Raw genomic sequence first — 6,980 nt, 5'->3', positions numbered from 1 at the left:
GACCTGGCATCTCAAAACACGAACAGGATGGAAACGAATCTCCATCCTGTTCGATAGGTCTTACCAGATCCTCATCCAGCCCAACTTAAGTGAACTGCATTACGGGTTCATCCCGGCCTTTTTCATGCCAATCCTGCCTCGATCAGCACGAAGCGCAGCCGCTCCTCGACCGTCGCCAAAGGCAGCGGGACGGTTTCATAGCCCAACTCCGTGTAGACGCCGACCAGCGCATGATAGGTACGCTCGGCCTCCTCAAGCGTCTGCTTTCTCTCCTCATCCTGCGCGAAGATCTCCGGCCAAAGCGGGGCGACGAAGACGCGCTGATGATAGCGGAAGCGCTCGGCGGCAGCGGTGGCGTGTTCGGATACCGGCAGGCCGCTCAGCCTGAGATAGCCGAGCGTGTCCGGAACGCCACAATCGAAAAAAACAGGACGCCCGGTCTGTTCTTGCGCAATTTGATACGAGCGCATCTCCCATGACAGCATTAACTCGGCGAACAGGGCGCGATCACGCCAGGGCAAAGCGGGTCCGCCAATGTCGGACTGGTCGCGGATGATGCCGCGCCCGGCTTCCGCCGAGGTGGCAAAGCCTGCGTGGCGCAGGGCTTCGATCAAGGTGGTCTTGCCGGAACCAGGACCGCCGGTCAGCACGAAGAAGCGATCGGAATCGTTTTGCATGTTTTGTCCATGGAGGGAGCACGCGGCCGGCGCCTTCGCGGCGAAGCTGCCACTGCGCATGCTGCATATCGGAGGAGGGGAGAAGTGGAGGTTTCTGTTGCCAGGTACCTCCGAACCCCGCCTAGAAGTGCGAACCTCTAGGGCTTGATTTGAAGCTATCGCACCGCTTACGCGGCGAGACGTGCTTCCGCATAGTTGTCATTTGCAACTACAGGTTTAGCCCGATGACGGTGGTACCATGCCGGGCAAAAGTACGATCTTTACACCTTCGTCGATCCTATTTCGCCCCCAGCAAAAACCGCTCTGTCATCAGCAGCGGCTTTTGGTGGAGGCGCCGGGTACCGCCCCCGGGTCCGAACGGCTTATTTCATCGCCCATTTATCGCCATAGTCGGTCAAGCCGACAAACCGAATATAGGGGGCCATCGCAAGAAATGGAAGGCCGCAATGGCACTTTGTCCCCCTGACAAAACCGCAAGTCCAAAGGGTTGACTTGGGCGCGGTCTCAACCGAAGCTTTGCCCCGGTGAGGAGTTACCGACCTAGCGCACATGTTGCAGCAGCGCGCCACAGCCCTCATCGATCGGATCCGTGGCGCCGACGAGGGGAATTTTGATGGCCGACTATCTTGCAGACGTGAAGAAATACGATGCCGGCGCCAGTGCTGATGCGGTTGAAAAGATCGTCAAGCACCTAGGCATCGCGCTCAGGAACCGCGATTCCTCGCTGGTATCCTGCACCGACCCGAAGGAACTCGGGCGTGTCAGGGACAACTGGGTCGCCAAGAAGCTCGGCATCAGCGATGCAGCGAAGGCCGATGCATCCATCGAGAAGACTTGCAAGGCAATGGCTGCCGACAACACCAAGAGCCGGGTGACTTTCTACTACCTCGTCGCGAAGGACCTGGGCAAGCTCGGCTCCCTCTGACGACCGCGCTTCAATTCGCAGGGCTGGCGCGGTCCATGCGCCAGCCCTGATGTTGTTGGGGACTGGCGGGCTTCGGGCAGGGCTTGCGCTGCTTTGTGGTGTTCGATTGCCTGTCCGTAAGCTATGATGGCTGGACAACCGAATCGAGCCGGAACCGATGCGCCAGTATCTCGACCTCCTGCAGCACGTGCTGGACAACGGCGCCGATCGCGGCGACCGCACCGGCACCGGAACCCGCTCCGTCTTCGGCTACCAGATGCGTTTCGACCTGGCGCGCGGCTTTCCCGTCACCACGACCAAGAAGTTGCATCTCAAGTCGATCATCCATGAGCTTCTGTGGTTCCTGGCCGGCGATACCAACATCAAATACCTCACCGACCATGGCGTTTCGATCTGGGACGAATGGGCCGACGAGAATGGCGATCTCGGCCCGGTCTACGGCAAGCAGTGGCGTTCCTGGCCGGATGGCCATGGCGGCTCGATCGATCAGATCGCGAATCTCCTCAAGGAGATACGCAAAAACCCTCAATCGCGGCGGCTGATCGTTTCGGCATGGAATCCAGCCGAGGTGGAAGCGATGGCGCTGCCACCCTGCCACTGCCTTTTCCAGTTCTATGTTTCGGAAGGGCGGCTCTCCTGTCAGCTTTACCAGCGGTCGGCCGATATCTTTCTCGGCGTGCCGTTCAACATTGCGTCCTATGCCCTGCTGACCGTGATGGTGGCGCAGGTCACCGGGCTGAAACCCGGCGATTTCGTCCACACACTTGGCGATGCGCATCTCTACTCGAACCATTTCGAGCAGGCGCGCGAACAGCTGCGGCGCACGCCGAGGGCGCTGCCGACGATGTGGATCAACCCCGAGGTGAAGGACCTGTTCGCCTTCCGCTTCGAGGATTTCCGGCTGGAAAACTACGTCGCAGACGCGTCGATCAAAGCGCCGATCGCGGTCTAAGGCCGCAAATTTCAGTCGATGCCGACCATCACGTCCGAGGCCTTGACCACGGCATAGGCCTGCTTGCCCTTTTGAGCTTGAGATCGGCGACGGCCTTGTTGGTGATCGAGGCGGTGACGATGGCGCCGCCACCGATGTCGATCGTGACATGCGAGGTGGTGGCTCCTTGACGATCTCGGCGATCGTTCCCCGGAGGGGATGTTGCGGGCACTGATCTTTCCAGGGTTTCTTTGCCGGTCTTTCCAGGACAATTGGTGTCGTACGGACGCTTTCATGGGGCGCCGGGCCTTCCCTTGTTATATTCATGCGGATATATCGGTCGGAGACTTAGGGCTGACTAGCTTTCAAACCGAGGAGAGTTCCCATGCTGCGCAAAGGTTTTGGATCGAGGGCGATCGCCATTGGTGGCTTCGCTGCGGCGCTGATGGCAGTCGTGCCGGCAGCACATGCGGAAGACAAGGTGGTGGTGTTTGCCGCGGCCAGCCTCAAGGACGCGCTCGACGCCGTGAACAAAGCCTGCGAGGCCGATGTCGGCGAGGCGGCGACTGTCTCCTATGCCGCGAGTTCGGCGCTGGCCAAACAGATCGAGGGCGGGGCGCCTGCCGACGTCTTTATCTCGGCCGATCTCGACTGGATGAGATATCTCTCCGACAAGAAGCTGACCAAGCCGGACACCGAAGTGAAGCTGCTCGGCAATGAGATCGTGCTGGTGGCGCCGAAGGACTCGGCGGTCGACACCAGGATCGAGAAGGGCTTTGACCTCGCCAAGCTGATCGGCGACGGCAAGCTCGCCATGGGCGATTTCAAGGCGGTGCCGGCCGGCAAATACGGCAAGGCCGCACTTGAATCGCTCGGCGTCTGGTCTTCGGTCGAAGGCAAGGTGGCGCAGGCCGAAAACGTGCGCGCGGCGCTGAAGCTGGTTTCGACGGGTGAAGCAGCCCTTGGCATCGTCTACGCCACTGATGCGCATGCCGAAAAGGGCGTCAAGGTGGTCGGCACCTTCCCGGAGGATTCGCATCCGCCGATCATTTATCCGGTTGCCCAGACCGCCGATTCGAAGGACAAGGATACGCCGGCTTTCCTGAAATGCCTGCAGTCGGCCAAGGCGGCCGCGCTGTTCAAGGATCAGGGATTTACCGTGCTCGCGCCGAGCAACTGAGTTCCAAGGGGCACTATGAACTGGCTGCTGGACCTCACTCCCGACGAATGGAATGCGGTTCGGCTGTCCATCAAGGTGGCAACGGTGGCGATGCTCGCCAGCCTGCCGCCAGGCATCTTGATTGCGCTGCTGCTTGCCCGGGGACAGTTCTGGGGCAAGACCGTTCTCAACGGGCTGGTGCATCTGCCGCTGATCCTGCCGCCCGTGGTGACCGGCTACCTGCTGCTGCTCACCTTCGGCCGGCGCGGCCCGGCCGGCGCCTTCCTGGCAGAGCATTTCGGCATTGTCTTCTCCTTCCGCTGGACAGGCGCGGCGCTGGCCTGCGGCGTCATGGGCTTTCCGCTGATGGTGCGGGCGATCCGGTTGTCGATCGAGGCGGTGGACCGCAAGATGGAAGCGGCGGCGGGAACGCTCGGCGCCAATTCGCTCTGGGTTTTTGCCACCATCACGCTGCCTCTGATCCTGCCCGGGCTGATCGCCGGCGCCATCCTCGCCTTCGCCAAGGCGATGGGCGAGTTCGGCGCCACCATCACCTTCGTCTCCAACATTCCCAATGAGACGCAGACATTGCCGTCGGCGATCTACACATTCACGCAGGTGCCGGGGGGCGATGAAGGGGCGCTCCGCCTGACGCTGATCTCCATCGTCATCTCCATGGCCGCGCTGGTGGCTTCGGAGGTGCTGGCGCGGCGTGTCGGCCGGCGACTGGACATCGAATGAGCGTTCTCGTCGACATCAGTCATCGGCTCGGCGGTTTCGCCATCGACGCCCGCTTCGAAAGCGCCGGGCGGCTGACGGCGCTGTTCGGAGCGTCGGGGTCGGGCAAGACGACGCTGATCGACATGATTGCCGGGCTGATCCGGCCCGACAAGGGACGCATCGAGGTCGACGGCCGTGTGCTGGTCGATACCGGTGCCGGCATTTTCGTGCCGAAGCACAAGCGCCGCATCGGCATGGTGTTCCAGGACGCACGGCTGTTTCCGCATATGAGCGTTGCCGGCAATCTGCGCTACGGCCGCTGGTTCACGCCGCCGGCGGAGCGCTACGCCGATATCGATGCCGTCGTCGACCTGCTCGGCATCGGGCCGCTCATGAACAGGCGGCCGGCAAAGCTCTCGGGCGGCGAGAAACAGCGCGTGGCGATCGGCCGGGCATTGCTTGCCAGCCCCAGACTGCTGCTCATGGACGAACCGCTGGCCTCGCTCGACGAAGCGCGCAAGGCCGAAATCCTGCCCTATGTCGAAAGGCTGCGCGACGAGACGAAAATCCCGATCGTCTATGTCAGTCATTCGGTCGCCGAAGTGGCGAGGCTGGCCAGCGACGTGGTGATGCTGGCGCAGGGCAATGTCGTTGCCAGCGGGCCGACCGAGGCGGTGATGCAAAGGCTCGACCTGTTGCCGGCGGAGGAGCGCGGCGAGGGGGGCGCCGTGCTGGACACCAAGGTGCTGCGTCACGACGAGACTTTCGGTATGACCGTGCTCGGCTCGGCCGCGGGCGAGCTCCGGGTGCCACAGCTGGCGATGAAAACAGGTACGCCGGTGCGCATCCGTATCCGCGCCCGCGATGTGATGATCGCCACCGAAAAGCCGAGGGGTCTCAGCGCGCTCAACATTCTGCCGGGAACCATTACCGCGATGAGCCCCGGCGAAGGGCCTGCGGTCGAGGTCGGTATCGACTGCAATGGTGCAACCGTGCTTGCCCGCATCACCGAACAGTCGCGGCAGGCGCTGAAGCTCCATCTTGGCGGCAAGGTTTTCGCGGTGATCAAGACGGTGAGCTTCGATCGGGCGAACACCGGCGCCGGCCTGCCCGCCGAGGTGGATGGGTGATCCCGCTATGTCTTTTTGGAATAGCGGTTTCGCCAGGGAGCTTCTAGTATGAGGTTGGACCGCGGAGAGTAATGATGCCGTCGCTGAGCTTGCGGATAAATCTCGACCCCGACGGGCGCGTCGGGCCGGGCAAGATCGAACTCCTGGAACAGATCGCCGCCTTCGGCTCCATTTCGGCCGCCGCGCGCGGCATGGAGATGTCCTACAAGCACGCCTGGGACCTGGTCGAGGACATGAACCGGGTGTTCGGCAAGCCGCTGGTGGCGGCACAGACCGGTGGCCGCAAGGGCGGCGGCGCGCAACTGACGGCTGTGGGGCTGGCGGTGGTCAGCCGTTTTCGCGCCATCGAGCGTGCGGCGGCTGCGGCGGCGGCGACGCATATGGAGGCATTGCAGGCGGAGATTGATGCTGGGTGAGGGGGAAGGGAGTAGGGGAGTAGGGGAGTAGGACTTATTGCTCTTCACCGGGCTTGCGCAGCAAATAGCTGTCCATGATCCAGCCCTTCTGCCGACGAGCTTCCTCTCGAACCTTTTCGATCTTTGCGCCGATGTCACCGATCCTGCCGGAGAGAGTGATCTCGTCTTCCGTTCCGAGATAGGCGCCCCAATGGATGACGACATCCTTGTCGGCCAGCGTGTTGAAGGCGCATTTGCCGTCGAGCAGGACGACCGCGCTTCCGGCATTGTCCGGCATGCCTTCCTCAGTCAGGCGGCGGCCGGTGGTGATGAGGACGGAATCGCCGATGCGGTTCAGTGCCATCTTGTGGCTGGCGGCCAGCGCCTGGACAGCGGTGATGCCGGGTATCACCTCAAGCTCGAACGCGACATTGCCCCGCAGGCGCACGCGCTCGAGGATGCGCAACGCGCTGTCGTAGAGCGAAGGGTCGCCCCAGATCAGGAAGGCGCCGCAGCCATCCCCTGCGATCTCGTCGCGGATCAGGCTTTCGTAAATGGTGGCGATGGCTTCATGCCAGTCATCGACGGTCGAGCGGTAGGAGGGGGCCGGCCCATCTTCTACTGGCCCATCTTCCATTGGCAGGTCGCGCAACGGCACGTCGAATTCGACACGGCGTGATTTCGGGTTGGTGACGAAGCGGTCGCATATCCGGCGGCGCAGTTCGGCCAGTTCATTTTTTTTCGCGCCCTTGTCGGGAATGAACAGCACATCCGCCTGGTTCAGGCCTGATATGGCCTGAACGGTCATGTGGTCGGGATTGCCGGCGCCGATGCCGATGACGAGAAGCTTGCGCATGGGCGAACTCCTGCCCGATCGGAACCCGTTAGTCCAGACCGCGCTGGCGCGTGTCCAGACCGCGCTGGCGCGTGTCCAGACCGCTGCTGGGTGTCCAGACCGCTTGCTCCAGACCCTTTTTGGCGCGTCCGCGGATGCGGAAGGGCTTTGAAACGCCACATTGAAACGGCTAGGGTCCTGCAGGCAT

8 protein-coding genes, 1 other RNA gene and 1 pseudogene are annotated in these 6,980 nt (G+C 62.4%); 6 read left to right on the top strand and 4 right to left on the bottom strand.

Translation table 11 applies throughout. The annotated features are described in order from the left end of the window. Positions 1-122: 122 nt before the first annotated feature. Both NKI66_RS31365 and ssrA read right to left on the bottom strand, forming a co-directional pair. Positions 123-677, bottom strand: a complete 555-nt coding sequence (locus NKI66_RS31365) for an AAA family ATPase (protein WP_352723418.1) — start codon at positions 675-677, stop codon at positions 123-125. Positions 678-760: 83 nt separating this feature from the next. Continuing rightward, positions 761-1,120: a transfer-messenger RNA gene (ssrA, locus tag NKI66_RS31360) on the bottom strand. A gap of 170 nt (positions 1,121-1,290) precedes the next feature. On the opposite strand from ssrA, the gene NKI66_RS31355 reads away from it, so the two are divergent. Together NKI66_RS31355 and NKI66_RS31350 are read left to right on the top strand one after the other, a co-directional pair. Next, entirely contained in the window at positions 1,291-1,602 is a 312-nt protein-coding gene (locus tag NKI66_RS31355; RefSeq protein ID WP_023813086.1) for a DUF2853 family protein, read from the top strand. 157 nt (positions 1,603-1,759) lie between these two features. Beyond that, a complete protein-coding gene (locus NKI66_RS31350) occupies positions 1,760-2,554 on the top strand; it encodes a thymidylate synthase (RefSeq protein ID WP_128306071.1) in 795 nt (264 codons plus the stop codon). A gap of 11 nt (positions 2,555-2,565) precedes the next feature. Here NKI66_RS31350 and NKI66_RS31345 read toward each other — a convergent pair. After that, positions 2,566-2,805, bottom strand: a pseudogene (locus tag NKI66_RS31345) (TOBE domain-containing protein). Between the two features lie 113 nt (positions 2,806-2,918). On the opposite strand from NKI66_RS31345, the gene modA reads away from it, so the two are divergent. The 4 genes from modA (at position 2,919) to NKI66_RS31325 (ending at position 5,958) form a co-directional block, all read left to right on the top strand. Then, positions 2,919-3,713: a molybdate ABC transporter substrate-binding protein gene (gene modA / locus NKI66_RS31340; RefSeq protein ID WP_128306070.1), complete on the top strand. Its 795-nt coding sequence runs from the start codon at positions 2,919-2,921 to the stop codon at positions 3,711-3,713. 15 nt (positions 3,714-3,728) lie between these two features. Then, entirely contained in the window at positions 3,729-4,433 is a 705-nt protein-coding gene (gene modB, locus NKI66_RS31335) for a molybdate ABC transporter permease subunit (RefSeq protein WP_024501415.1), read from the top strand. After that, positions 4,430-5,542: a molybdenum ABC transporter ATP-binding protein gene (gene modC, locus NKI66_RS31330; protein ID WP_128306069.1), complete on the top strand. Its 1,113-nt coding sequence runs from the start codon at positions 4,430-4,432 to the stop codon at positions 5,540-5,542. The genes modB and modC overlap by 4 nt, the downstream gene beginning before the upstream one ends. 74 nt (positions 5,543-5,616) lie before the next feature. Beyond that, positions 5,617-5,958 carry a winged helix-turn-helix domain-containing protein gene (locus NKI66_RS31325; RefSeq protein ID WP_127293106.1) on the top strand — a complete coding sequence of 114 codons (342 nt, stop codon included), beginning with the start codon at positions 5,617-5,619 and terminating at the stop codon, positions 5,956-5,958. A 34-nt stretch (positions 5,959-5,992) separates the two neighbouring features. On the opposite strand, the gene cobF is transcribed toward NKI66_RS31325, so the two are convergent. Beyond that, on the bottom strand, positions 5,993-6,793 hold the full coding sequence (cobF, locus tag NKI66_RS31320; protein ID WP_128306068.1) for a precorrin-6A synthase (deacetylating): 801 nt from the start codon (positions 6,791-6,793) through the stop codon (positions 5,993-5,995). Positions 6,794-6,980: the final 187 nt, after the last annotated feature.

It is taken from the genome of Mesorhizobium sp. M0518, assembly GCF_040321125.1.
Classification (GTDB): Bacteria; Pseudomonadota; Alphaproteobacteria; order Rhizobiales; family Rhizobiaceae; genus Mesorhizobium.
This window is presented reverse-complemented; position numbering and strand designations above follow the sequence as displayed.